Here is a 24,063-nt window from a genome sequence, read left to right on the forward strand (position 1 = left end):
GAAATTATGAAGGATAAGATTATAGTTAAGGGTGCTAAGGTACATAACTTAAAGAATGTGGACTTAACTATACCTAGAGATAAATTTATTGTATTTACGGGACTTTCAGGTTCAGGTAAATCTTCTTTAGCCTTTGATACTATATATGCAGAAGGACAAAGAAGATATGTTGAGTCTTTGTCTTCTTACGCGAGACAATTTTTAGGACAGATGGATAAACCTGATGTGGAATATATAGAGGGATTATCTCCTGCTATATCAATAGATCAAAAAACAACAAGTAGAAATCCACGTTCTACAGTAGGTACTGTTACGGAAATTTATGATTACTTAAGACTTTTATATGCTAGAATTGGTGTTCCACATTGTCCTAAATGTGGTAAGGAAATAACAAAGCAAAGCATAGATACAATGGTAGACAGGATTATGTCTTTACCAGAGAGAACTAAGGTACAGATAATGGCACCTATTATTAAGGGAAGAAAAGGTGAACATGTTAAGGTACTAGAGTCTGTGAGAAAAAACGGATATGTTAGAGCTAGAATCGATGGAGAAGTATACGATTTAGAAGATGCTGATATAAAGTTAGAAAAAAACAAGAAACATAATATTGAGGTTGTTATAGATAGAATTATTGTAAAAGAAGGAATATCATCAAGACTTACAGATTCTTTAGAAACAGCTTTAAAGCTTGGCGAAGGATTAGCAATTGCCAATATAATTGATGGTGAGGATATATTATTTAGTGAGCATTTTGCTTGTGCGGATTGTGGAATTAGTGTAGGAGAAATAGCTCCTAGATTATTTTCTTTTAACTCACCCTTTGGAAAATGTGATTGCTGTGATGGATTAGGAACCTTAATGGAGATTGATCCAGACTTAATTATACCTGATAAAAGCAAAAGTATATTAGGTGGTGCTATTGCTACCTTTGGTGAAAGTAGCTTAAAAGAAGATTCTTGGAGATTAAGTGTTTTAAGAGCTTTAGCAGAAGAGTTAGAATTTGACCTTGATACTCCAATTAAAGATTTAGATGAAAAAATAGTAAATATAATTTTATATGGATATCCAGATAAAAGACTTAAGGTTGAATATGTTAAGGATATGAGATCAGGGGTTTACTATCATAGTTATGAAGGTGTTATAACTAGTTTAAAGAGAAGATTCATGGAAACTAATTCAGATATAATTAAAACTGAAATAGAAGGATATATGAATGATAATCCATGTAAAAAGTGTAAAGGTGCTAGATTAAACCCTGAAGCTTTATCAGTTACTATTGGTGGAAAAAATATATCACAATTTTGTTTAATGTCTATAAAAGAAGAATTAGAATTTGTAAGTTCATTAGAGCTATCAGAAAAGGATAAGATTATAGCTAATCAAATATTAAAGGAAATAATAAGTAGATTAACTTTCCTTATAAATGTTGGATTAGATTACTTAGATTTAGCACGTTCAGCTGGTACTTTATCAGGTGGAGAAGCTCAGAGAATAAGACTTGCAACACAAATTGGTTCAAGTTTAGTTGGAGTACTGTACATATTAGATGAGCCTAGTATTGGACTACATCAAAGAGACAATGATAAATTAATAGCTACATTAAAGCATTTAAAGGATTTAGGAAATACTCTTATAGTAGTTGAACATGATGAGGATACTATGAAAGCGTCGGATTTTATAGTTGATATAGGGCCTAAAGCTGGTGAGCATGGTGGAGAAATTGTGGCAGCGGGAGATATAGAAGCTATTAAAAATTGTGAAGAATCTATAACAGGTCAATATCTAACAGGTAAGAAAAAGATAGAGGTACCAAAGGAAAGAAGAGCTGTAGGAGATAGAGTTATTGAGATAAAGGGTGCTAATGAGAACAACCTAAAGAATGTATCAGTAAAATTCCCATTAGGAGTATTTACTTGTGTTACAGGTGTCTCAGGTTCAGGAAAAAGTACCTTAGTAAATGAGATACTTTGTAAGGGTCTTGAAAAGAAAATTAATAATTCTAAGAAGATACCAGGAAAACATAAAGAAATTATAGGTTCTGAAAACATAGATAAGATAATAAATATAGACCAGAGTCCTATTGGAAGAACGCCTAGATCTAATCCAGCTACTTATACTGGAGTTTTTGATGTTATAAGGGAGTTATTCTCTACAACTTCAGAAGCTAAGATGAGAGGTTATAAGCCAGGACGTTTCAGCTTTAATGTTAAAGGTGGAAGATGTGAAGCTTGTACTGGAGACGGAATAATAAAAATAGAAATGCAGTTTTTATCAGATGTATATGTTCCTTGTGAGGTTTGTAAGGGTAAAAGGTATAACAGAGAAACTCTTGAAGTTAAATATAAGGGCAAGAATATAGATGATGTTTTAAATATGACTGTAGAAGAGGCTTTAGAGTTCTTTGACAATATACCAAGAATAAAAAATAAACTTCAAACCTTAATGGATGTAGGTCTTGGATACATAAGATTAGGTCAGCCATCTACTCAATTATCAGGTGGAGAGGCACAGAGAATCAAGCTTGCTTATGAGTTATCTAAGAGAAGTACAGGTAAGACTTTATATATTTTAGATGAACCTACTACTGGACTACATATTGATGATGTAAGTAGGCTAATAGAAATAATGCAAAGGTTAGTTGAAACTGGAAATACAATAGTTGTTATAGAGCACAATTTAGATGTTATAAAATGTGCGGACTATTTAATTGATTTAGGACCAGAAGGTGGGGATAAGGGTGGAACTATTATAGCCACAGGAACCCCAGAAGACATTGCAAAGTGTAAGCTTTCCTATACAGGACAATATTTGAAAAAAATGATATAATAGCATTGAGACTAGTACATAGTTATACTAGTCTCAATTTCTAAATGAATATTATAGCTTGATTGATTAAGTTATAGTTAATAATGTTGTAAAAAGAAATTATAATGTTATTATTTAAGGAAAGAGGTGAGGTTTGGTGTTCGGAAATGTAAGTATGATTCTAAAATTCGTAATTATAATTATTGTTTATTTAATTATTTTTTATGCATTGAAAATAATGTATAAGGATGTGAAAAATCCTAATGGAGCTAAAAAGAGAAGAAAGAAAGTTCAGCAACCAAAGGGATTAGAAGTAATGAAAAATGGTGAAAATAAAAATCTTAAAATTGGTGGTGTTATACCTATACAAGGTGAGCTTACGATTGGAAGAAGAAATGATAACCAATTAGTTATAAGTGACAAATACATTTCATCCCATCATGCTACTATATATTTAAATGAGAATGAGATTGTTCTAGAAGACTTAGGAAGCACTAATGGAACCTTCGTAAATGACTATAGATGTAGTGGAAAAGTTAGATTGAAAGATGGAGATATTGTAAAAATAGGTACCGTTGAATTTAAGGTTATTGCGTAGGTGATGTGAATGGGAAGTTATAAAGAGGAAAAGAAGTTATTAAGACTTACTTATTTACTTTGTATAGTATGTTTTGCTAACTTAGCTTTCATAGAGGAAGAACCCAATTTTGGGTCCTTAGCAATAGGATTAATAATATGTATTTTAATAGGCTATTCTTATTTTATAATAAGACGTTATTTTATAAAGGGAGATAAGTATTTACTTTTGTTTTGTAATGTCTTAGCCGTCATAGGGATAGTAATGTTATATAGATTAGATAAGTCCCTTGCTATAAAGCAAGTTTTATGGTTTGTACTGGGAATATGTTGTTTCATATTTGTAGTGGTCATGTTACCGGAACTTAAAAAGTTTAATAAATATAGGTATTTATATTTAGCTGCAACAATAGTGTTTATGGCAATGGCTACATTCTTTGGTACAACTATTGGTGGGGCTAAGAACTGGGTAATGATTGGTGGGATAGGCTTTCAACCATCAGAGTTCGGTAAAATAGCTCTGGTTGCATATTTAGCATCTGCCTTACAGAATTATGGAAGTAAAGAAAAGGTTGATGAATCTTTATTAGAGAAGTTTTTAAATAAGAAATTTCCTAATTTAAAGTTAAGTGATAATATAAGAACTTTAATAGAGCCAGCAGTAGTTGTAATGATTTCTTTAGGATTTATGGTATTGCAAAGAGATCTTGGTTCTGCATTGTTATTATTTTCAGTTTCAATAACTATGCTATATTTATCAACATCTAATGCCAAATATGTGTTTATATGTTTAGCGTTGTTTATATTTGGGGCTGTGGTAAGTTATTTTTTATTTAGTCACGTTAGAGTCAGAGTTCAAATATGGCAGGACCCATGGCAATATGCTCATACACAAGGATTCCAACTAGTTCAATCCTTAATAGCTATAGTATCTGGTGGATTCTTTGGTAGGGGATTAGGAATGGGGCAACCTTCAATAATACCAGTTGTAGAGTCAGACTTTATATTTGCAGCTATATGTGAAGAAATGGGTATAGTTATGGGTATAGCAATATTATTACTATATTTCCTTCTTTTCTATAGAACGATGAGAGCGGCATTACGTGCTAATAACAACTTCTCTAGAATAGTTGCAGTTGGGCTTAGTACAATGATAGCTACTCAAGTATTAGTTATTGTAGGAGGAGTAATAGGTGCAATACCACTTACAGGTATTACATTGCCTTTAGTTAGTAATGGTGGAAGCTCTATGATAATTACGTTTTTTTCATTAGGAATACTACAAAAAATATCAGAAGAGGGAAAATAAAATATGAAGGATATATCTAAAAATGTTCAAAAGGTAATGGCAGTATTTTTATTTCTATTTATAGCCATGATATCCTATCTAATGTATGTTTATACCTTTGATGGAGAAAAGATTGAAGCTAGTGTATACAATAACCGTAAATGGGTAGAGAGAAGTAATACTGTTAGAGGTGATATATTAGATAGAAATGGCAACATCTTAGTTACAAGTAAGGGTGTTACAGATGGAATACAAGAACTTGAATATAAGGGTGGAGCGGCCTTCGCTCATGTACTAGGGTATATGGATTCTCAATATGGATTAACAGGAATACAAAATAGATATGATAAAGAATTAATGGGTAAAACTGATACTTTTATACCAGGAGAGTTTGGGAAAAAGGACAAAGGTTATAATGTGGAGACTACATTAGATATGTCTTTACAACAAGCAGCATACTCATTAATGGGTGATCAAAAGGGATCAGTAGTAGCAATAGATCCAGAGAGTGGAGAAATTCTAACAATGGTTTCTACACCATCCTTTGATCCAAATCAATTAAAAAGTCAGTGGCAGAATTTAAATGTCAATGAAAATAGTCCTTTATTAAATAGATCTGTGGCAGGTATGTATCCACCAGGATCAACATTTAAAATAATAACAGCAGTAAGTGCTTTAGAAAATTTAGATGGGGTAATTAATAGAAGATTTGATGATAAAGGTAAAATCGTATTTAATGACAAGGATTCCTTAAGTAACTCAGGCGGAAAGGCTTGGGGAAACATAGGACTAGAAGATGCATTTGCATATTCTAGTAATGTTGTTTTTGGTACTTTAGGTATGGATTTAGGAAATGATAAATTAAAGGAAACAGCAGAGAAGTTTTACTTTAATAAAGATATACCAGCTAATGGTACTTTAATAGAAAATAGTAGATTTCCTGAGTTAAATAAGCATCAAAAGGGTGAAATTGCACAAAGTGCTATTGGGCAAAGTTCTATTTTAGCTACACCTATTGAGATGGCATTAGTATCATCAACTATAGCTAATGATGGTGTCATGATGAAACCAACTTTGGTTAAAGGAATACTTAATGATGATGGAAAGGCTATTAAATCTACTGAGCCAGAGGAATTAACAACTGTTACAACACCTGAGATTGCAAATACTGTAAAGGGGTTTATGAAACAGGTTGTTAATAGAGGTACTGGAACTACAGCTGTAGTAAAGGGTGTTGAGGTTTATGGTAAGACAGGAACAGCAGACCACTCAGAAGTAGATGGACAAAAGGAACCTCACTCATGGTTTGTTGGATTTGCAGAGAAAAATGGTAAGAAGTTAGCCTTTGCAATAGTTCTTGAAGAAGGTGGAGCTGGTAGTCAAAAGACAGGAAAAATAGTAAGAGGATTAGTTCAAAATTATTTTAATAGATAATCGTAAGAGTTGTATTATAAATTATGGTTTTAAATAAAGAGGGACTGTTGCAGTTATAAATTAATCTGCAACAGTCCCTTTTCATTATTGTTTTTTCTTAGACTTCTTATTTAATACAATGCCTAGTGCTGATAATGTTGCTCCTAAGCTTGCTAAAACAGTTCCATTAAATGGAGAGCCTGTTTTAGGTAGTTTTGATTCTTTAAGTGTATGTTGCTTTGAGTCTTCTTCACTCTTTATAGTTACTTGAGGTTTAGAAGAATTTGCAACTTCTTTATTAGTAATATTATTAGTGTTAGTATTGTCACTAGTAGTATCAGTAACTTTAGTATTAGTGTTTACATCCTTATTAGTATTGGAATTAACATTATTGTCATCCTTTGAATTACTATCAGGTGTACTATCTATACTAGTATCAGGTGTAACATCTGGTTTTGGATCAACAGTAGTATTGGAGTCACTGTCATTAGTACTAGTATATTTAGTAATAGCCATATCAGTAAAGATTCTGTTTTCAAAACCACCCATTGAAATTAGAGACTTAACTATCTTATACTCATCTCCATCTTTCATATTTTTATCGGAATAACTTGCTTTTGTATTATCTTTTTCATTTTCTTTAGATAAAGTTTCTAAAGTAACGTATTTACCTTGAGAATCTTTCTTTTGTATCTCAGTTATAATTCTCCAATCCTTACTTTTTTCACGTAAATATTCATCAGAAGTTTTGCCATTTAAGTTTGTAGTATACTCCTCAAGAGAGCTTGAAGTATCCATATAAGTTGACCAAATATAAATATCTAGTGATGATAAGTCTTGAGTCCATGTTAAGACACCATTGTCAGCTGTCAAATTTAAGTTAAATGCATCTTTTTGAGGATAAAACTTATCTTCAGCTACAGAAGGTTTCTTACTAAGTTTATTTAATTTAAAGTCAAAGTAAGAGACCTTAGGTAATAGCTCTTTAATATTATCAGGAACAGAAGTTAATTCATTATCATATATATCAAAGTTAGTTAAATTTTTAAGGTTTTTATAAACCTTATTTGGAATTTCTTTTATAAGATTGTTGTTTAAGCTTAATTTAGTTAAGTTGCTAAGCTCACCTAGTTCTTCAGGTACAATCTCAATCTTATTTTTGTTCATTGATAAATTAGTTAGATTTTTCAACTTACCAATACTTGTTGGTATATTTTTAATGTTATTATCGTATAAAAACAAGCCAGTTAAAGAAGTTAATTCATCAAAAATATTATCTGGTAGTTTAGTTAACTTATTTTCTGTGAAACCTAAAGAAGTTAGATTTTTTAAATTATCTAATATTCCATTAGGGAGTTCAGTGATATAATTCTGAGATAAGGATAACTCTTCTAACTTTGTTAACTTATCAAATATACCTTCTGGCAGTTCAGAAATACCATTTGAACTTAAAGATAATTTTTCTAAGTTAGTTAAATTATCAAAAATACCATTAGGTAAAGTTTTTATATTATTTCCGCTTAAGTATAATTCAGTAACGTCGCTACCTAAATTCTTAAGTCTTGAGATATCTTTTATATTTTTCCCTGATAAAGCAATTACACCTTTAGCTTTTGATATTTCAGTATCAGTTACAGTTCCATCACCATCAATGTCTAAATCAGCTGATATTAATGCCTTATTAAATTCTTTAGCACTATCTACTATTTCTTTGTCTTTATTAAATCCATCCCACCCCTTAGAACAATTCTTATTAAAAACAAGTCTTGCCTTAGTATACTTTGAGTAATTTCCTATATCATTTTTAGAACCACCCATCATTCCAACGAGTACAGCAGCTACATGTTCAGAAGTTAAATCAGATACTGGAACTTCGAAAGTTTGTAATTGATACTCGCCTTTACTATCTGTTTCGCCTTTAAATTCACCTTTAGCAGATGAGTAAGTGCCATTACTTTCAACAGAAAAATCAAGTAAAGTACTAGCATGCATGATATTTAGCATTGTTAAAGTTATTTCACCATTATCAACTGTAACCTTAACTTTTTCATCAAAGAATCCACCAAGCATTGATTCATTTTCAGGAATGTCATATCTAAGTGCTTTGAAACCTATTGTATAAACACCATCTTCTAGATTATCAGTAGGTATAGTGTCATTAGAAACAATTATTTTTCTCTTAAGGCTTTTACTTTGTCCATTATAAGTAACGGAATAAGTTACTTCATAAGTACCAGCTTTAGGATTTTGAATATCTAAGTTTCCTACATCAACTGTTACCTTATCAGTTAAGTCGATTTTTTCCTTTCCACTTGCAAAAGCAAGTACATCATCCATTAAATTGATTGCTTCACCTGAAGATGAATATAAATCTTTTCTTATAATAAGTTGGATATTTTCACTTCCCACAGTTGCAGATGAAAATTCTTCTTGGCTTATTAAGGTTCCATCTTTTTTTATTTTAATTCTCATATCATTATAGCCATCTACTTTGAGAATTATTGTATTTAGATCTTGATTAAAGGACTTATCATTTAACTCTAATCCACCGATGTAGCTTAAATGATATTCATTTATACCAAAGTTAAAGTTGTCATGATATCTAACTCCATTTACAGTTAACTCTGCAAGTTTAGTATTTGGATTATCAGGATCTGCAGCCTTTAAATATTTGCTAAAGGCATCATCCTTATCAAAGGTTATTTCGTATTCAACTCTACCATAAATTTCACCATATCTTGTATTTGTTATTTTAGGTAAAGAGCTTACTTCTTTCCATTGAGGAGTTGTAGTAGAGTCAGTGACAATGTCTTCAGATGGTTTAGGGTTTTCTGATGTAGTACTATCTTTATCCTCGGAAGAAGTATAAAGATTCATAGTTTCACCAAATTTATTTATTTTAAAACTTAAATCTTTATAGTTATCAGTCTTTAATGTAATGGTGTTTAAACCTTCCTTAAAAGCACTTGGATTAACTTCAAGACCAGTTAGGGAAAAAGAAAAAGTATTTTCTTTACTTACATCAGTATCCTTATTATATTTAATTTCATTTATTAAAACTTCACCTGATGAATTTAGTGCTTCTCTATATAAATTTACTGATTTCCACTCATCATCTGTTTGAGAAATAAAACTTATTCTACATTTCATGAAATCAGAATAAAATTTGCTGTATTCTACCTTTTCAACTGTAGGTAGTAATGGTTTTGTTGAATCTGTAGATGAATTATCATTTGTATTATCAGAAGTTGAGGATTTTATTTCTTCTTGGCTTACAAAACTTCCGTCTTTATTTATTTTTATTTTCATAGTATTATAGCTATTGGCTTTAATAAGGATGGTATTGATATCCTCAGTAAATGCACTTGGATTAAGGTCAAAGCCTAACAATCCAAAGCTATAGCTATCTCTTTTATCCACAGTTTCCACGTTATCGTACTTAATTCCATTAACTGTTATGTCATTTGTAGCATTTATGGCTTGTACATATTTTTCAAACTTAGGAAACTCTTCTTTAGATGTTCCAGGAAAACTAATTCTGTACTTATCATAACTTTCCCAAAATTGACCAAGTTCTGTACTTTCAATTTTAGGCAATGAAGATACATTGATGTACTTAGAATCACTGTTATTTGAATCTGACATTGAAGCATTACCTAAATCAGCATTATTTGTAGCTGCAAAGGCTATTTGAGGGGTAGCACCTGCTATTAAAGTAGCAGTTACAAGAGCACTTATACCTTTATTAAATCTTTTTACATTTTTCATATGACCACTCCTTGATGTTATATTTTTATATACATTACTTTAGAATTATAAAAACATAGAGATATATTTTTAGATTTTTAAAGTAATACAATGAGATTTTTATTTCTTTGACTATTAATTAAATTCATATACATTGGCTAAATGATATCAATTTTCAATTGAAACTTCTTAAAGGATTTTTAGATTTTTTATAATTTTTTTAGGTTATTTTTAAAAAAATTATAAAATTAGTTAAAAAATTAGGGATTTACTTAAAAATGATATATAAGGGATAGCTTCAAAAGATAGAGGCATAATTATATGTAGCTAGTAAAATAATGTTTTTATATATTCTAATAAACAATTAAACAATTTTCATCGTATTTAAAAATAACATTCATTGTAGAATCAATACAAGAATTATTAAGAATGTAGGGAATTAATAATTTTTATATACTATTGTTAAATTAAGCTCATAGAAAGTTATAAAAGTGAATTATTATGCTTTATATATAATAGTTTTACGTTTTACTTTTAATAGAAAGTTATTATAAATTATAGAAATAATTTTTTTACCTTAATAAAACCTACATTTATATTAGAAGTTAATTTTAAAAAAGCTATAAAAAGATAATATACAACATTAAAACACGAACTATTATGATGAAAAGTAAAAATAAGTTTATGAAAAAGTAATTATAATATTAAATTTAAAAATCTTTAACTTAATAATTTAAATGCAACAAATGAAATAAATTAATGTTAATAATTGCGAACAGAAGTGAAAAAACTAGCATATTATAGAAAGTATTAGTGAAAATCAATAAAAAAATAGGTAATATAAATTTCAAATGAAGGATTGACAAAAATAACTTGCATGTTATACTAAGAAATAGGTTGTACTATTATTGTGGAATAAAAATTTCTAAGAGTGGAAATTAAAAATAAAAAAATGTAAAATACGAACGAAAGGGGCATAAATCTAATGGATATACAAGTAAGAAAGTTTAAGAAGGTAATGGTAGCTAATAGAGGGGAAATTGCTATAAGAGTATTTAGAGCATTGTCAGAGTTAGGTATCAGAACAGTAGGTATATATTCAAAAGAGGATAAATATTCATTATTTAGAACTAAAGCTGATGAATCATACTTAATTGGCAAGAATAAAGGACCAATTGATGCTTATCTAGATATGGAAGAGATAATAAAGGTAGCTAAGGCTAAAAATGTAGATGCAATACATCCTGGGTACGGTTTATTATCAGAGAACCCTAAGTTCGCTAAAATGTGTAGAGACAATGGAATAGAATTCATTGGACCAGATGCAGAAACAATGGAAAGAATGGGAGACAAGATTAGTTCCAAGATTGTGGCTAAAAAATGTAATGTTCCTATAATTCCAGGTGTTGAGGATGCTATAGCTACACCAGAGAAGGCAAAGGAAATAGCAGAAGAAATAGGATATCCAGTTATTTTAAAAGCTGCTAATGGTGGCGGTGGTAGAGGAATGAGAGTTGTTAATTCCTCAGAAAATATGGAAAAAGAATTTAATGAAGCTATTAGAGAGTCTAAAAAAGCCTTTGGAGATGAAAAGATATTTATAGAAAAATTCCTTAGAAATCCTAAGCATATAGAAGTTCAAATTTTAGGAGATGCTTATGGAAATATAGTTCACTTATATGAAAGAGATTGTTCTCTTCAAAGAAGACATCAAAAGGTAGTAGAATTTGCACCAGCTTTCTCATTAGAAGCAAAATTAAGAGAAAGTATCTTAAATGATGCTATTAAGTTGTCTAAAGAAGTAAATTATAAAAATGCTGGAACTTTAGAATTCTTAGTAGATGAGAGTGGAAATTATTACTTTATAGAAATGAACCCAAGAATACAGGTTGAGCATACTGTTACTGAGATGATAACAGGAATAGATATAGTTCAATCACAGATATTAATAGCAGAGGGTCACCCCCTAGCTTCAGAGGAAATAAATATAAAATCTCAGGATGATATTGAAGTTAGAGGATATGCAATACAGTGTAGGGTAACTACAGAGGATCCAAGCAAAAACTTTATGCCTGATTACGGAAAATTAGGTGTTTACAGAACAGGTTCAGGTTTTGGAATAAGACTAGATGGTGGAAATGGGTTCTCAGGAGCTGAAATAACACCATACTATGATAGTTTATTAGTTAAAACAACAGCTTGGGATAGAACCTTTGCAGGTGCTGCTAAAAAGGCAGTAAGATCCTTAAAAGAAATGAGAGTAAGAGGTGTTAAAACTAACATTGCTTTCTTAATTAATATATTAAATCACGAAACATTTATTGATGGTAAATGTTATACAAAGTTTATAGAAGAAACTAAAGAGTTATTTGAAATAAAAGAGGGTAAAGACAGAGCAACAAAGGTACTGAAATATATAAGTAATGTAATAGTAAATGAATCAGTTGGTCAAAAACCAGAATTTGATAAAATAATTCTTCCTAAAACTAAGGGAATTGAAGTGGTAGGAAATAGAGATTTACTATTACAAATGGGTGCTAAGGACTTTACACAAAAAATATTAACTGATAAAAAGCTTTATGTAACAGATACAACTATGAGAGATGCGCACCAATCATTGTTTGCTACAAGAATGAGAACTAATGATTTAGCAAAAATTGCACCATATGTAAATGAAAATATGTCAGAGTTATTTTCAGTTGAAGCATGGGGTGGAGCGACTTTTGACGTTGCATACAGATTTTTAAAAGAATCTCCTTGGAGAAGATTAGAAAAATTAAGAGAGCTTATGCCAAACACTCTTATACAAATGCTTTTAAGAGCATCTAATGCTGTAGGATATAAAAACTATCCAGACAATGTTGTAAAAGAATTCATAAAGGTATCTGCTGAAAAAGGTGTAGATGTATTTAGAATCTTTGATAGTTTAAACTGGGTAGAAAATATGAAGATGCCTATAGAAGAAACTCTAAAGACTGGAAAAATTGCAGAGGTAGCTATGTGCTACACTGGTGATATATTAGATCCAAATGAAAAGAAATATACTTTAGAATACTATGTAAAAATGGCTAAAGAAATAGAAAGTTTAGGAGCTCATATTTTAGCAATTAAGGATATGGCAGGTTTATTAAAACCATACCAAGCTAAGATTTTAATATCTGCACTTAAGGAAGAGGTTAAAATTCCAATCCATCTTCACACTCATGACAGTACAGGAAATGGAGTAAGTACAGTATTAATGGCAGCAGAGGCTGGAGTTGATATTGTTGACTTAGCAGTTGAATCAATGTCAGGACTTACAAGTCAACCATCTATGAACTCTGTTTTAGAAGCTCTTAAAAATACAGAAAGAGATACAGGCTTAAATGGAGATGAAGTTATTAAGGTAAGTGAATACTTTAAGGGTGTAAGAAAAATATACTCTAAGTATGAGCCAGAATTAAAAACACCTTCTTCAGAAATTTATAAACTTGAGATACCAGGAGGACAATACTCAAACCTATTACCACAGGTTAAGAGTTTAGGACTTGAGGATAAATTTGAAGATGTTAAGCAAATGTTTAAAGAAGCTAATATGTTAATGGGTAACATTGTTAAGGTAACACCATCTTCTAAGGCTGTAGGAGATATGGCTATATTTATGGTGAAAAATGGATTAACTCCAGAAAACATTAACACTAAGGGAGACTCTTTATCATTCCCAGAATCAGTAGTAGATTACTTTAAGGGTATGATGGGGCAAATTGATGGAGGATTCCCAAAGGATCTTCAAAAAATAGTTCTAAAGGGTGAAGAACCTATAACAGTAAGACCAGGACAATTATTAGCGGATGAAAACTTTGAAGCTATATCACAGCATATAGAAAATGAATTAAAAGTTGGTCCAAATAGTAGAAATATATTAAGTTACGCATTATACCCTAAGGTATATGATGACTTTGCTAAATATATAGATGTTTATAATGATGTAAGTAAACTGCCAAGTGATGTATTCTTCTATGGTTTAAGTAAAGGTGAAGAAACTGAAATAGAAATAGAAGAAGGAAAAACATTAGTAATTAAGCTTATTGATATTTCAGATCCAGATAAAAAAGGACTTAGAACATTAAGCTTTGAAATCAATGGTAGTGTAAGAGAAATAGAAATTCAAGATAATAGCTTAGAAGTACAAGAGGACAGAAAACTAAAAGCAGATCCAAGTGATAAGATGCAATTAGGTTCTTGTATACCAGGTACAGTAAGTAAGATTCTTGTTAAAGAGGGAGATAAGGTTAAGCCAAATCAACCAATAATTATTGTGGAAGCTATGAAGATGGAAACTACAATTGTTTCTAACGTATCAGGAACAGTAGAGAAAATTCATGTAGCAGAGGGCAATAAAGTAATAGAAAATGAGCTATTAGTTAAATTTAAATAAATAAGATCTAAATAAGATTCTACATTTCTAATAAGGGTTATGTTTATACTATAATGAATGTTACTTTTAAATAGAATGAAGATTGTTTAGTAGGTTAAGTAAATAAACTTACCTAAGGGTAATTATAATTATCCTTAGGTAAGAAAATTACCATAAGTTATATAGAAGAATAATTTAATAGTAATTAAAAAAATATAAATTTTAATTATAAATAATAGAATATATGTTCACAAGTGGTATAATAAATAGTAGAATATTATAATATTCTACTATTATTTTTTTGAAAATAATTTAATATTTTTGAATTACTATAATTAAATTATAAAAATACTGCTCAATAGGGATGATTAAGAAAGTTTAAAATGTAGAATATTAGGAGTAGATATTTTAAATTAAGGAGAAACTGATGGAAGGGAAAACCCATGTTGGATTAGGTATTTTTGCTTATGTATTTTCTTGGGGAAAATTACCCGGGAAATTTAACATAATAGGTCTAATAATAGCGGCAATAATAGCATTACTTCCAGATATCGACCACCCTAAGGGCATAATTAATCAATATATACTGCCTATAAAAGATAAAACTACAAAAATGTTTATTTATATATGTATAGCTAGTGTAATTTTGTGGCTAGATTACAATTATTTTAAGGAACCAGCACTACAATGCTTAAGTATGTTTTTATTTTGCGCTGGCGTAAACTCTCATAGAAACGGAATAAGTCATAGTTTAGCTGGTCTTACTATATTTACTGTTATAGCATCTTATTTTGGAGAAAAGTATAATGCAGACTTTGTAGTAACTGCTGTATTTTTAGGATACGGAAGTCATTTAATAGGAGACATGTTTACTAAGCATGGGGTCCCTTTATTATATCCTTTTAGCAACAAAAAGTATAAAATGCCTTTAACCTATAAGGTTGGATCAAAGGATGGAAAGTTAATAGAAAAATTTTTATTACTAGCTATCTTTGGATATATACTTTACATTCTAACTGGACCGGAAAGGATGATGTGGTATGTTTGATTTTGAATATCAGTTAAAAATTTTACCTGATAAACCTGGAGTATATTTTATGAAAAACTCCTTAGGTGAGGTTATATATGTTGGAAAAGCTAAGGTTTTAAAAAATAGAGTTAGGCAATATTTTCAGAGTAATAAAAATCATGGTGAGAAGGTTAAAGCCATGGTTAAGCATATTGCAGAGTTTGAGTATATAGTAACTGATTCTGAAGTTGAAGCACTTATATTAGAGTGTAATTTAATTAAGAAATATAGTCCAAGATACAATATTTTATTAAAGGATGATAAATATTATCCTTTTATTAAAATAACCATAAAAGAGGAGTTTCCTAGAGTATTTATTACTAGAAACTTTGTTAATGATGGAGCTAAATATTTAGGACCATATACTGATGGAAAAGCGGTATATGATATTATGGAATTGATAAAAAAAATATTTCCTTTAAGAACATGTAAAAAGAATATAAAGGAAACTAATAAGCCAGATAGACCATGTTTAAATTATCATATTGGAAAATGCTTATCTCCTTGTGGTAAACATATTTCAAGAGAAGAGTATGGAAAGAAAATCAAAGAGATAATGGATTTATTAAATGGAAAGAATAAGTCTATAGTTGAAGAATTAAAGAAAGAAATGAGTATTGCCTCAGAAAATCTTAATTTTGAAGAGGCAGCACAATTAAGAGATAAGATTTTAGCAATAGAAAAGATTTCAGAAAGACAAAGAATAGTTTCTGATAACTTTAATAATGAAGATTTTATAGATTTTTATAAGGATGAGAAGGATACCTGTGTGCAAATTTTCTTCCAACGTGATGGAAAAATAACAGGTAGAGAGCACTTTACTCTTGAGAATACAGCAGATATAGAGGATGGAGAAGTACTTACAGAATTTATAAAGGGGTTCTATGGAGGTACAGCATTTATTCCTAAGAATATATATGTATCAGTTTTAAATGATGAAGAGATTATAGCTCAGTGGCTTTCTCTAAAGGCTGGATACAAAGTTAATATAAAGGTTCCGCAAATTGGAGAAAAGAGAAAAGTTTTAGAAATGGTAAAAAATAATGCCAAAATTACCTTGGAGCAATTCAAGGAGAAGATCGCCTTGGATAAAGCTATTCAGGATAAAGCTTTGCAGGAATTAAGAGATGCAGCAGGATTAGAAGAGATTCCTAAGAGGATAGAATCCTATGATATATCTAATATAATGGGTATGGATTCAGTAGGAAGTATGGTTGTATTTGAAAATGGAAAGCCTAAGAATAGTGATTATAGAAGATTTAAAATAAATACTGTTCAAGGTGCAAATGATTATGATAGTATGCGTGAAATATTACAAAGAAGATTTACTCATGGACTTGATGAAATAAGAAAACTTCAAGAAAATGAAATGAATATAGATGCAACTAAGTTTTCTATGTTCCCAGACTTAATCCTAATGGATGGAGGAAAAGGGCAAGTTAATATAGCTTTAGAGGTTTTAAATGAATTAAATATAAGAATTCCTGTTTGTGGCATGGTTAAGGATGATAAACATAGGACAAGAGGATTAATTTGTGATAATATAGAAGTTCCATTAAAAAATAATTCTCAAGCTATGCATTTAATTACAAGAATTCAAGATGAGGTTCATAGATTTGCTATAACATATCATAGAAGTTTAAGAGATAAGCGAACTTTATTATCTGTATTAGAAGGTATACCTAATATAGGAGAAAAAAGAAGAAGAGAACTTCTTAAGAAGTTTGGAAGTGTAGATAATATAAAGAAGGCTTCTTTGGAAGAACTTATGGATACGCCTTCCATGACTGAAAAGTCTTCAATTAGTTTAATAGAATACTTTAAAGGAAATGTAGAGTATAATAAGATTTAAAGACTAGAACTTACTTTTAAAAAATAGTAAGATTATAATATAATATGCGGAGGATTAAGGTTTAATTTTTAGGATTATATGGGCATAATAAAAATAAAAGCTTTAATTTACAAAGCATATAAAACTACTTTAATATAGCTACTTAATTTTAAGAATTATCTTAGTATAAAGTAAGAAAGTTTTAATAGTAGCAAAATTCTAACATAAGATTGTTATTGATATGTAACATGGTATAATAGCTATGAACATAAAAAAAACAGTGTGTCCTATTGATTTTATACGGATAGGAGGGAGACAAATGGAAAGATTTTCAGTGGATTTACATACGCACAGTATTGTTAGCGGTCATGCTTATAATACTTTATTTGAGAATTTAGATTATTGTGCTAAAAATGATATAAGAGTATTGGGAAGTACAGAACATGGACCAAGTATGCCAGGTGCTCCACACTACTATTATTTTTCTAATATGAGAATATTACCTAGAGTTGTTAATGGTGTAATCTTGCTAAGAGGTTGTGAAGCTAATATAATTGATAGGGACGGTAATTTGGATATACAACCATGGTTACAAGAAGGGCTAGATTATGTTATAGCAAGTTTCCATGAACCTTGCATAAAGCCAGGTAATATTGATGAAAATACAGAGACTATTCTTAAGGTAATGGAAAATCCTTATGTAGATATTATAGGTCATTCAGGTAACCCTGCGTTTCCTATTCATTTAGAGGAATTCGTTAAAAAAGCTAAGGAAAAAAATAAAATAATAGAACTTAATAATAGTTCTTTTGTAACATCCAGAGCTGGTAGTGAAAAAAACTGTATTAAGATAGCAAAGCTTTGTAAGGAATATGGAGTAAGAGTAGTTGCAAATAGCGACGCTCATTATTGTGGTCAAATAGGAAAATTTGATGCAGTAAGAGAGGTATTAAAGGAAATTGCTATGCCAGAGGAACTTATAATCAATACAGATTATAAAGAAATTCTAAGATATTTAAAAGCAAAGGGGAAATTACCTGAGCTTACAATTTTAAAGCATAGCGTAAAGTTTAATAAGGAATAAACGAAACTTAGTATAACTAGTTTAGCATTTTATAGTATATGTACATATACTAAGTATTGAAAATAATTTGCAAGTTTATAAGGAGTAAGGGATGTTTCAAAAAGAAGTTTTTATACAAGGTCTTGAAGGAATATTAGAGAAATCTGATATAAATTTTGATGTTCCTATGAAAAATCATACAACTTTTAGAGTTGGTGGTAATGCTGAGATTTTTGTAACACCTGAGAGTTATGAAGAGGTAAGAAATATAATTAAGCTTTGTAAAACTCATAATATGCCTTATTATATCTTTGGTAAGGGGTCAAACATATTAGTTAAAGATGGTGGTATAAAGGGTGTTGTAATTAAACTAACTAAATTAAAAAACATAAGCTTTGAGGAGAATAAGGCAATAGCTCAGTGTGGTGCTTCATTAATAGAAGTATCTCTAGCTGCTGCTGAGAAATCTTTAAAGGGATTAGAGTTTGCATCAGGTATACCGGGTACTGTAGGTGGAGCTGTTGCAATGAATGCTGGTGCTTATGATGGAGATATTTCTAAAGTAATAGAAAGTGCTTTAGTAATTGATGATAAAGGGAATATAATATCATTAAATAAAGAAGAATTAGAACTAACTTATAGAAATAGTATAGTTTCTAGAAAAGGATATATTGTTTTAGAAGCAACATATTCATTAGAAAAGGGAGACTATGCAGAAATAAAAGAAAAGATAGCTGGATTCTCAAAAATGAGAAGAGAAAAGCAACCACTTGAATACCCTTCAGCTGGAAGTACTTTCAAAAGACCAGAAGGATATTTTGCAGGTAAGTTAATTCAGGATTCAGGATTAAAGGGATATTCTATTGGAGAAGCTCAGGTATCCGAAAAGCATTCAGGCTTTGTAATTAATAAAGGGAATGCAACAGCAACAGAGATTTTAGAGCTAATTCATAAGGTGCAAGATATAGTATATAATGACTATAATGTAACCTTAGAAACTGAAGTTAAAATTTTAGGTGAAGATTAATTAGTTTGAAATAAGATTAAAAATTTATGTGATTTTACAAAAATAACTCTTTTTAAGTTTTACGCTTAAAAGAGTTATTTTTTTGAAGTAAAATAGAATTTTAATTGAAATTTAGGAAAGCATATAGTATAAATAAACTTCATGCATATTATAAAATATATGGGTAATTATGATATAATAAAAATGAAAATTAAATTACAAGGCAGAAGGGGGTAAGGCATATGAGATTTGTAATAATAACGGGTTTATCCGGTGCAGGTAAAACACAAGCTGTAAGAGCCTTCGAGGATTTAGGATACTTTTGCGTAGATAATTTGCCACCAACTTTAATTTCAAAGTTTGTAGAAGCATGTTCTAGAGGAGAAGGAAAAATAGAGAAAGTAGCTTTAGTAATAGATATTAGAGGGGGAGCTTTCTTTGACGATATAATAGAGAGTTTTAATATACTAAAAAACTTGGGACATAAATTAGAAGTACTTTATTTAGAAGCTCAAGATGAAGTTTTAGTAAAAAGATATAAAGAAACTAGAAGAAAACATCCATTAGCACCAGATGGAAGAATAACTACTGGAGTTTCGAAAGAAAAAGAAAAATTAAGAGAACTTAAGGATATGGCAGATAATATAATTGATACTTCTAAATTATCTGCAAGACAGTTAAGAGAAAAAATAACTGAAATTTATGGAGAAGAGGGACAAATAGAAAAGGAATTGATGATTACTGTATTATCCTTTGGATTTAAATATGGTATTCCTGTAGATGCTGACTTAGTATTTGATGTTAGATTTTTACCAAATCCTTTTTATATTAAAGAGCTTAAGCCATTCTCAGGTAATGATGCCTGTGTAAGTGATTACGTGGTTTCCTTTGATGAAACAAAAGAATTTTTAAATAAATTAAGTGATATGCTAGAGTTCTTAATTCCTTATTATAAAAAAGAGGGAAAGAGACAACTTATAGTGGCTATAGGATGTACAGGTGGTAGACATCGTTCAGTAACTATAGCTAATAAAATTTATAAAACATTACAAAGTAAATCCTACGCTGTAAGTATTGACCATAGAGATATTGAAGAGGATTTTAATAGAGGAGTTAGCAAGCTATGAAGCTAAGTTTTTGGTTAAAGCATAAAATAGGAATTAAAAGATGGATATTCATGGGATTCCTATCACTTATGTTTATAATATGTGGAATGCTTATTGCTGTAACACCTAATAGTACACAAGAAAAGATAATACTATCATTGTTCTTTGTGTTATTAGGTAGTGTGGGTATTATTTTAGCTGCAATAAAGACAGTAAATGCTATAGTTAAAACAATAAACCTTGAAATGTGCAAGGGTAAGGTAAGCTCTAATGAAATAATGGGGAAAGTTATGGAAAAGAGGAGTTTATCTAAAGGGCCTAAAATAGTTGTAGTAGGTGGTGGAACAGGATTATCTACCATGTTGAGAGGAATTAAAAAATATACATCTAATATTACTGCTATTGTAACCGTTGCTGATGATGGTGGTGGTTCTGGAGTTTTAAGGGAAGACTTAGGTATGCTTCCCCCTGGAGATATCAGAAACTGTATTTTGGCTTTAGCTGATACAGAGCCTGTTATGGAAGAACTACTGCAATACAGGTTTAAAGATGGTGCATTAAAAGGACAAAGTTTTGGAAATTTATTTTTAGCAGCTATGGATGGAATATCAGATAATTTTATGGAAGCAGTTCAAAAAATGAGCTCAGTTTTAGCGGTAACAGGAAATGTACTTCCAGTTACTTTAGAGAATGTTAAGATAAAAGCGGTCTTAGAAAATGGGAAAGTAGTACAAGGTGAATCTATAATTCCAAGTACAGCTTTACAAGAAAAAAGTAGTATAGATAAAATTGTTATGGAACCAGGGAATGCAGAAGCATTACCTGAGGCAGTTTCAGCAATTATGAATGCTGATGCAGTTATATTAGGGCCAGGAAGTTTATATACAAGCGTTATTCCTAATTTACTAGTAGATGGTATTAGAGATGCATTAGAAAGCACCTTAGCTCTTAAGATGTACGTTTGTAATATAATGACTCAACCAGGGGAAAGTGATAATTATACAGTATCAGATCATGTGAAGGCTCTACAAAATCATGGTGGCAAATATATAATAGACGATGTTATAGTAAATACTGGTGAAGTAAGTAAAGGACTTAGAGATAAGTATTTAGATAAGGGATCAGAATTAGTATTATTAGATAAGGATAAACTACAAGAATTAGGTGTAGGAATTATACAAGGCAATTTTGTAAAAATAAAAAAAGGTTATTTAAGACATGACACAGAGAAGTTATCTGATATAATAATGAGTGCAATATTAGAAAAAAACTTAGAGGATATGAAAAGTAGAGCTTATCTATCAAGTAAGTTAAAAGAAATAAAGAAAAGTAGGGAGTAGTAATAGTTATGTCATTTTCAGCAAAAGTTAAAAGAGAAGCATGCAGAGTACCTATTACTAGCAAAGAAGAAGCCATTTCTGTTTTATCTGGTATTATGAAAGTAAGTGGCTCAATAGCTCTAGGAGCTAATAAGCAAGTAAGCTTTAAAGTAAATACAGAAAATGCTGCTATTGCTAGATTTATATTTAAGGTACTAAAAGAATATTTTGGTATACACACTAGATTATTGGTTAGAAGAAGTAATTCTCTTAAGAAAAACAATGTGTATATGGTTGTTATAACAGAGGATATGAATGTAAAAGAGTTTTTAAAGGAAATAAGAGTTTTAGAGGAATCTGATAGTTTCATTGTAGACTACAGTATACCAAGTGAATTTATTGATACTGACGAAAAGCGTAAGGCATATATAAGAGGAGCATTTTTAGGTGGGGGAAGTATAAGTAATCCTGAAAAAACTTATCATTTAGAATTTGTAACTCATAATGAAAAGTATGCTAACAATCTAAGTAGAGTTGTTAATACCTACGGATTATTTTCTAAAGTAATTCAAAGAAAAAATAGTTTTGTAATATACATTAAAGAAGGAGAGCAAATAGTAGATGTATTAAACATCATAGGAGCTCATACATCTTTGTTATATTTAGAAAATGTTAGAATAATGAAAGAAATGAGAAATAACGTAAATAGATTAGTAAACTGTGAAACAGCTAATTTAAGTAAGACAGTTAATGCAGCTTGTAGACAAATAGAAAGTATTAAGCTTATAGAAAGAGAAATAGGACTTCAAAGGCTGCCACAGAATTTAAGGGAAATAGCAGAACTTAGATTAAAGTATCCAGATGAAGCTCTTAAGGAATTAGGAATGATGCTTGATCCACCAGTAGGAAAGTCAGGAGTTAATCATAGACTAAGAAGAATAGAGAAAATAGCTGGAGAATTAAAAGGCGAGAAGTAAGACACTTATAAAGAAAGAAAAATTAAAATATAAAAGAAGTAAAGGTATAGATAAAGAGATTCAAAGATAAAAAATAAAGATAGAGATAAAGTACAAGATAAAAGAGAAGAGATTAAAATGTTATATAGAGTAAAGAAAATAACTAAAAGATAAGTAGTTGATTTAAAGTTAAAAACACCTAAGAGTAATAAGTTACTTTTAGGTGTTTTCTTGTTTTATTTAAATCGTACTGATATTTAATTTTTATTTAGTCTTGTGCTTGAGGAACTGTTATAAAGCCGTCTGCATTTTCTTCTGATTTATCAAAGGAAATAGTTCCTTCGTCCTTAGTTTTTTTAGCGATATAAAGTAATGCTCCTGATAATGCCCCTAAAATTAAAGCCTTTTTTGTAGTCTTTTTCATAAGATAACACTCCTTCCATGAAATATGTAATAAGAGAAACTAAAACAATAAATACTTTTAAAATTAAGCTTATTGAAATTCTATCCACATTATAAATTTTCTAATACCAATTTTCCATATAAAATATTTATTTTTTATTTTATAAAAGGTTATAAAAAACAAATATATGGATATAGCAAGTTGATTATAAAGGTACTTCATATAAGGCATTAAGCTAATATAATATTTAATTAAAAAATATATAAAAGCTTTAAAAGACTTTCTTATATATAGTATATAAAAAAAATTGTATAAAAAAAAGGGATTAAGTGTTAATAAAGTGAACTTTTTAAGTGAAAATTTTTAAAATAGAGATTTATGGTGTAAAATAGTAAAAAACATAAAAATATAAGGAAACTATTATAAATAGTTTCCTTAATTTTTATGTTTATGTGGAATTAAATAATGTATTTAATTAGAGGACATAATAATATTATTTTAAATTATCGATATAAAGATTATATATAGTGTATAACCCCTATTTTTCACTGAGGGGGAAAAGATAAGTGGTTATACACTATTAATATTCAATCCTTTATTTTATAGAAGGTGAATGACACTTCTAAATTAAGATTCTATTTGAAGAATCTGTTTAATAAACCGTTGAAAGCTGAACCGTGTCTAGCTTCATCTTTACACATTTCATGTACTGTGTCATGGATAGCATCTAAGCCTAATTGTTTAGCTAATGTAGCTAAATCTTTTTTACCTTGACAAGCACCGTGCTCAGCATCTACTCTAGCTTGTAAGTTAGCTTTTGTATCAGCAGCTACAACCTCACCTAATAATTCAGCGAATTTAGCAGCGTGTTCAGCTTCTTCCCAAGCTATTCTCTTGTAAGCTTCAGCAACTTCTGGGTATCCTTCTCTATCAGCTTGTCTACTCATTGCTAAGTACATTCCAACTTCTGTACACTCGCCCATGAAGTTAGCATTTAATCCTTCAAGGATTCTTGGATCTACATCTTTAGCTATTCCTACTCTGTGCTCATCAGCCCAAGCTAATCCTTCAGTTTTTTCTAT

Annotated in this window: 15 protein-coding genes; 12 read left to right on the top strand and 3 right to left on the bottom strand. The window is 30.0% G+C overall.

Going from position 1 to position 24,063, the window contains the following annotated elements:
* Positions 1-6 precede the first annotated feature (6 nt).
* The 4 genes from uvrA (at position 7) to BUA48_RS09540 (ending at position 6,106) form a co-directional block, all read left to right on the top strand.
* Positions 7-2,829 (top strand): excinuclease ABC subunit UvrA, encoded by a 2,823-nt coding sequence (gene uvrA, locus BUA48_RS09525; protein WP_072831824.1) that lies wholly within the window; start codon positions 7-9, stop codon positions 2,827-2,829.
* A 136-nt stretch (positions 2,830-2,965) separates the two neighbouring features.
* On the top strand, positions 2,966-3,406 hold the full coding sequence (locus BUA48_RS09530) for an FHA domain-containing protein (protein ID WP_423231109.1): 441 nt from the start codon (positions 2,966-2,968) through the stop codon (positions 3,404-3,406).
* A 9-nt stretch (positions 3,407-3,415) separates the two neighbouring features.
* Positions 3,416-4,693: an FtsW/RodA/SpoVE family cell cycle protein gene (locus BUA48_RS09535; RefSeq protein ID WP_072831825.1), complete on the top strand. Its 1,278-nt coding sequence runs from the start codon at positions 3,416-3,418 to the stop codon at positions 4,691-4,693.
* A 3-nt stretch (positions 4,694-4,696) separates the two neighbouring features.
* Complete coding sequence (locus tag BUA48_RS09540) at positions 4,697-6,106, top strand: peptidoglycan D,D-transpeptidase FtsI family protein (protein WP_072831826.1); 1,410 nt, start codon at positions 4,697-4,699, stop codon at positions 6,104-6,106.
* Positions 6,107-6,190: 84 nt separating this feature from the next.
* Here the strand turns inward: BUA48_RS09540 and BUA48_RS09545 are convergent, their stop codons facing one another.
* A complete protein-coding gene (locus BUA48_RS09545; RefSeq protein WP_072831827.1) occupies positions 6,191-9,853 on the bottom strand; it encodes a leucine-rich repeat domain-containing protein in 3,663 nt (1,220 codons plus the stop codon).
* A 964-nt stretch (positions 9,854-10,817) separates the two neighbouring features.
* Here BUA48_RS09545 and BUA48_RS09550 point away from each other — a divergent pair.
* The 8 genes from BUA48_RS09550 to whiA all read left to right on the top strand — a co-directional run bounded on the left by BUA48_RS09550 (position 10,818) and on the right by whiA (position 22,599).
* Positions 10,818-14,249 (top strand): pyruvate carboxylase, encoded by a 3,432-nt coding sequence (locus BUA48_RS09550; RefSeq protein ID WP_072831828.1) that lies wholly within the window; start codon positions 10,818-10,820, stop codon positions 14,247-14,249.
* Positions 14,250-14,655: 406 nt separating this feature from the next.
* Positions 14,656-15,276, top strand: a complete 621-nt coding sequence (locus BUA48_RS09555) for a metal-dependent hydrolase (protein ID WP_072831829.1) — start codon at positions 14,656-14,658, stop codon at positions 15,274-15,276.
* Positions 15,269-17,149 (top strand): excinuclease ABC subunit UvrC, encoded by a 1,881-nt coding sequence (gene uvrC, locus BUA48_RS09560; protein ID WP_072831830.1) that lies wholly within the window; start codon positions 15,269-15,271, stop codon positions 17,147-17,149. Before BUA48_RS09555 ends, uvrC begins: the two co-directional genes overlap by 8 nt.
* Before the next feature lie 298 nt (positions 17,150-17,447).
* The gene (locus BUA48_RS09565) at positions 17,448-18,212 is read left to right on the top strand and encodes a phosphatase (protein ID WP_072831831.1); all 765 of its coding nucleotides are present in this window, start codon (positions 17,448-17,450) and stop codon (positions 18,210-18,212) included.
* Positions 18,213-18,303: 91 nt separating this feature from the next.
* Positions 18,304-19,218 carry a UDP-N-acetylmuramate dehydrogenase gene (gene murB / locus BUA48_RS09570; RefSeq protein ID WP_072831832.1) on the top strand — a complete coding sequence of 305 codons (915 nt, stop codon included), beginning with the start codon at positions 18,304-18,306 and terminating at the stop codon, positions 19,216-19,218.
* A 221-nt stretch (positions 19,219-19,439) separates the two neighbouring features.
* The gene (gene rapZ, locus BUA48_RS09575; protein WP_072831833.1) at positions 19,440-20,324 is read left to right on the top strand and encodes an RNase adapter RapZ; all 885 of its coding nucleotides are present in this window, start codon (positions 19,440-19,442) and stop codon (positions 20,322-20,324) included.
* Complete coding sequence (locus BUA48_RS09580; RefSeq protein ID WP_072831834.1) at positions 20,321-21,643, top strand: gluconeogenesis factor YvcK family protein; 1,323 nt, start codon at positions 20,321-20,323, stop codon at positions 21,641-21,643. The genes rapZ and BUA48_RS09580 overlap by 4 nt, the downstream gene beginning before the upstream one ends.
* An 8-nt stretch (positions 21,644-21,651) precedes the next feature.
* Positions 21,652-22,599 carry a DNA-binding protein WhiA gene (gene whiA / locus BUA48_RS09585; protein WP_072831835.1) on the top strand — a complete coding sequence of 316 codons (948 nt, stop codon included), beginning with the start codon at positions 21,652-21,654 and terminating at the stop codon, positions 22,597-22,599.
* A 247-nt stretch (positions 22,600-22,846) separates the two neighbouring features.
* Here the strand turns inward: whiA and BUA48_RS15585 are convergent, their stop codons facing one another.
* Together BUA48_RS15585 and BUA48_RS09590 are read right to left on the bottom strand one after the other, a co-directional pair.
* Positions 22,847-23,002 (bottom strand): hypothetical protein, encoded by a 156-nt coding sequence (locus tag BUA48_RS15585; RefSeq protein ID WP_178138968.1) that lies wholly within the window; start codon positions 23,000-23,002, stop codon positions 22,847-22,849.
* A 614-nt stretch (positions 23,003-23,616) separates the two neighbouring features.
* Positions 23,617-24,063, bottom strand: a 447-nt coding sequence (locus BUA48_RS09590) for a ferritin-like domain-containing protein (RefSeq protein ID WP_072831836.1), incomplete at its 5' end; no start/stop codon positions are given.

The organism is Clostridium collagenovorans DSM 3089 (assembly GCF_900130005.1).
Classification (GTDB): domain Bacteria; phylum Bacillota; class Clostridia; order Clostridiales; family Clostridiaceae; genus Clostridium_D; species Clostridium_D collagenovorans.

Bases quoted from the DNA above. Each gene is read 5' to 3' on its own strand.
- uvrA (WP_072831824.1), top strand. From the start codon at position 7: ATGAAGGATAAGATTATAGTTAAGGGTGCTAAGGTACATAACTTAAAG.
- BUA48_RS09535 (WP_072831825.1), top strand. From the start codon at position 3,416: ATGGGAAGTTATAAAGAGGAAAAGAAGTTATTAAGACTTACTTATTTA.
- BUA48_RS09540 (WP_072831826.1), top strand. From the start codon at position 4,697: ATGAAGGATATATCTAAAAATGTTCAAAAGGTAATGGCAGTATTTTTA.
- BUA48_RS09545 (WP_072831827.1), bottom strand. From the start codon at position 9,853: ATGAAAAATGTAAAAAGATTTAATAAAGGTATAAGTGCTCTTGTAACT.
- BUA48_RS09550 (WP_072831828.1), top strand. From the start codon at position 10,818: ATGGATATACAAGTAAGAAAGTTTAAGAAGGTAATGGTAGCTAATAGA.
- BUA48_RS09555 (WP_072831829.1), top strand. From the start codon at position 14,656: ATGGAAGGGAAAACCCATGTTGGATTAGGTATTTTTGCTTATGTATTT.
- uvrC (WP_072831830.1), top strand. From the start codon at position 15,269: ATGTTTGATTTTGAATATCAGTTAAAAATTTTACCTGATAAACCTGGA.
- BUA48_RS09565 (WP_072831831.1), top strand. From the start codon at position 17,448: ATGGAAAGATTTTCAGTGGATTTACATACGCACAGTATTGTTAGCGGT.
- murB (WP_072831832.1), top strand. From the start codon at position 18,304: ATGTTTCAAAAAGAAGTTTTTATACAAGGTCTTGAAGGAATATTAGAG.
- rapZ (WP_072831833.1), top strand. From the start codon at position 19,440: ATGAGATTTGTAATAATAACGGGTTTATCCGGTGCAGGTAAAACACAA.
- BUA48_RS09580 (WP_072831834.1), top strand. From the start codon at position 20,321: ATGAAGCTAAGTTTTTGGTTAAAGCATAAAATAGGAATTAAAAGATGG.
- whiA (WP_072831835.1), top strand. From the start codon at position 21,652: ATGTCATTTTCAGCAAAAGTTAAAAGAGAAGCATGCAGAGTACCTATT.
- BUA48_RS15585 (WP_178138968.1), bottom strand. From the start codon at position 23,002: ATGAAAAAGACTACAAAAAAGGCTTTAATTTTAGGGGCATTATCAGGA.